Source organism: Bradyrhizobium sp. P2_E8 (genome assembly GCF_056403875.1).
Genome location: NZ_JBFUES010000899.1, coordinates 1 through 3,077 on the forward strand (window position 1 = coordinate 1; position 3,077 = coordinate 3,077).

At 62.0% G+C, this 3,077-nt stretch carries 3 protein-coding genes; all 3 read left to right on the forward strand.

Features of this window, described 5'->3' with window-relative positions:
- Window positions 1-343: 343 nt before the first annotated feature.
- Complete coding sequence (locus tag AC1D00_RS33905; protein ID WP_404553074.1) at window positions 344-2,062, forward strand: pyrroloquinoline quinone-dependent dehydrogenase; 1,719 nt, start codon at window positions 344-346, stop codon at window positions 2,060-2,062.
- 153 nt (window positions 2,063-2,215) lie between these two features.
- Entirely contained in the window at window positions 2,216-2,494 is a 279-nt protein-coding gene (locus AC1D00_RS33910) for a c-type cytochrome (RefSeq protein WP_477013669.1), read from the forward strand.
- A 36-nt stretch (window positions 2,495-2,530) separates the two neighbouring features.
- Window positions 2,531-3,077 (forward strand): ABC transporter substrate-binding protein (locus tag AC1D00_RS33915; RefSeq protein WP_477013670.1); only part of this gene is annotated, 547 nt, incomplete at its 3' end.

Consider the following 3,077-nt stretch of genomic DNA (forward strand, 5'->3'; position numbering starts at 1 on the left):
GCTGTACGGATAGAGTCGCGCCGCCCCGGCCTTGAAGATTTGTCGATTGGGACGAAACGGTCAGTGCGACTGCCGTTTCAATTTTCCTCGTGCGTCAAGTTCACGCCGTGGGTGCATTCCGTCTTTGCACTGCCCATGATCCGGCGTACTCTGCGACGGCGAGCAGAAGTGCAATAGCAACCACTCCAGTGAACGTAGCTCCTTTGGCGACATGCGCCGAGAGAGGGAGACATCTGTTGGCAGCTCATCTTCGATGGAAAACAATCGACGCGCACTGAACTGCAAACGTCCCTCGCGGCGGCGCTCATAAGACGCAATCACACAGAAGCGGGAGGAAGTGCATATGAGGAAGCAGTGGCTTAGCTCAGGTTTACCTGTTCTTGTCGGCGCGACACTTGCGGCGTCGGCGGCGTTTGCTCAATCGGTGGATACGGCCCGGATCGAGGCCGCCGGTCAGAACGATTGGCTCACCTATCACGGTTCATACAAATCCCATCACTACAGCCCGCTCGCGCAGATCAATGCCAACACCATCGGCAATCTGGGCGTAGCCTGGATGCACATTCCCGGACGATCGACGCGCGGCCTGCAGTCGATGCCGCTCGTGGCCGATGGCGTGCTCTATTACTCGGGTTCTTACAGCCGGGTCTTTGCGCTGAACGGCGCGACGGGCGAGGTCATCTGGTCGTTCTTTCCGGAGCTCGATGAGGCGCTCATCAGCCGGCAGACCCACTCGCCCTACAATCGCGGCGTAGCCCTCGGTGAAGGCAAGGTCTTCGTCGGCACGATGGACGGTCGTGTCTTCGGGCTGGATTCGAAGACGGGAAAGGTCCTCTGGGAGACCAGGCTGATCGATTCGCAGAAGCTCACGGTCGGTTTCACCGGCGCGCCGCTTTACGCGAAAGGGAGCGTGATCATCGGCTCGCAAGGTGGCGAATGGCCGGGCCGCGGCCCGATCTTCGCGCTTGATGCCACCACCGGAAAGAAGAAGTGGGAGTTCCTGACGGTCGCAGGCACCGACGAGGCCATGAAAACCTGGGGCAACGATTCCTGGCGGACCGGTGGTGGCGGCGGCTGGATGCCGGGGACCTACGACTCCGAGACCAACACCATCCTGTGGGGCACCGCGAACCCGGCGCCGCTCTATGATTGGTCGGGCTCCGACTACAAGACGCAAGGCGCGCGTCCCGGCGACAATCTCTATACGAGTTCTGTCATCGCTCTCGATATCGATACCGGAAAGCTGAAATCCTACCATCAGGAACTGCCGCACGACGCCTGGGACTTCGACAGCGCCGTCGGCGAGTTCGTGATGCTCGAACGCGACGGCCAGAAATACGTGGTTCATCCGAACAAGGGCGGCTTCGTCTTCGTCTACGACCGCAATCTCGGCGTGAAGAACGTCTGGCGGCTGGTTGAGAACATCAACTTCGTCAAGGACATCGATCCCAAGACCGGCGCGCTGATCGGTCGACGCGATTTCGCGGCCGGGAAAGTCGCCGAACCGCCGTTGTGTCCATTCATCGGCGGCGGCATCAGCTGGAATGCCGGCTCATACAGCCCGAAGACCGGTCTCTACTACAAGCTCGGCCAGGAATGGTGCATGACACTGGAAGTCCAGAAGACGACGCCGGTCACCGCGCCGCAGGTCCAGCTCAACATCGGCGCCGACTTCAAGATGGCGCCTCCTCCGGGCGGCGAGATCTACGGACATCTTGACGCGCGCGATCCGATAACGGGAGCGAAGAAATGGGAGGTCCGCTATCCCGAGCCGCCGCTTGGGAGCGTACTGTCGACCGCGGGCAATCTCGTGTTCGTGCCCGACTCCCGCGGCGTCCTTCACGCCTACGATGCCGAAACCGGCGCCGAGCTGTGGAAACACAACAATGGCACCGGCCATCAAGGCGGCATCGTCAGCTACTCCGTCGGGGGCAAGCAATATATCGCAGTGGCCGCAGGCTTCGGCGGGATGCTGGCGGATGAATATGCGCCAAACTTCGGCGGCGCCTACAAGAGCATGCCGCGTGACGACGGCGCGCTCATCGTCTTCAGCCTGAAATAGTCTGCCGCAAACGTTCGGTCATGGAGTGGGCGCAAGCCCACACCATGACCGATCGAAGCTGCGACGCGTGATTTCAGGAATGGAGCGGACGTGTTGAGACTGCATTTGAAAACGATTCCTGCGGGACTGGGTGCCGCGTTGCTGTGCGCTGTGATGGCTCAAGCACAATCCACCACGCCCGCGCCCGAGAACGGGTCGTTCGAGGTCGAACCGGTGTTCGCGGGAACTTGCGGCTTCTGCCACTCCGACGGTGGCCGGGCGCCCGGCAAGGGGCCGCAGCTGATGAACTCGCCGCGCGACGACGACTTCATTCGCGACCGCATCAAGCACGGCAAGCAAGGGGCGATGCCGGCATTCGACGGCGCCTTCACGGACACCCAGATCGACCAGATCGTCAAATACATCCGCGCCTTGAAACCGCGCGCGGGCTGAAGCGCACGGCGCGATCCATCCAGATGAGAACGCCGAATGAAGGCATTTGTCCCGCTCATTGCCGTTGCCGCCATCGGACTATCCGGACCGGTGCAGGCGCGCACCCTGGACGCGATCCGCTCGAGCGGCGCGATCGGGCTGTGCGCGCATCCCAACTCGCTTCCCTTTGCGCGCAAGGCGGGCGATCCACCCGGCTTTCAGGTCGAGCTCGGTCAGGCGCTGGCACGCGAGCTCGGTGTCTCGCTGCGGCTCGACTGGATCATCACGCAGTACCAGATGCGCAGTGCTGGCTGCGACATTCTTCTGGACGTCATCGCTGATCGCGAAGCGCAAGGCGAAACCCGCCTGAGGATATCGAAACCGTACTATCGCACGGGCGTCGCGCTCGCGGTGCCGTCATCCAGCACGCTCAGCTCGTTCAAAAGCCTCAACGAGGCCACCAAAGTGGGAGTGCAGGTTGGATCGGTCGCGGCCATGATCATCGGTCAGCGGCACGTGCCTACATCGACCTTCGGCTTCGAGAGTGACAGCCTCGATGCCGTGTCGAATCATGAGATCGATGCCGCAGCGGTCACCCCCACTG

What these genes read in the sequence shown, in the direction of transcription:
- AC1D00_RS33905 (WP_404553074.1), top strand. Translation starts at nt 344, where the DNA reads ATGAGGAAGCAGTGGCTTAGCTCAGGTTTACCTGTTCTTGTCGGCGCG.
- AC1D00_RS33910 (WP_477013669.1), top strand. Translation starts at nt 2,216, where the DNA reads ATGGCTCAAGCACAATCCACCACGCCCGCGCCCGAGAACGGGTCGTTC.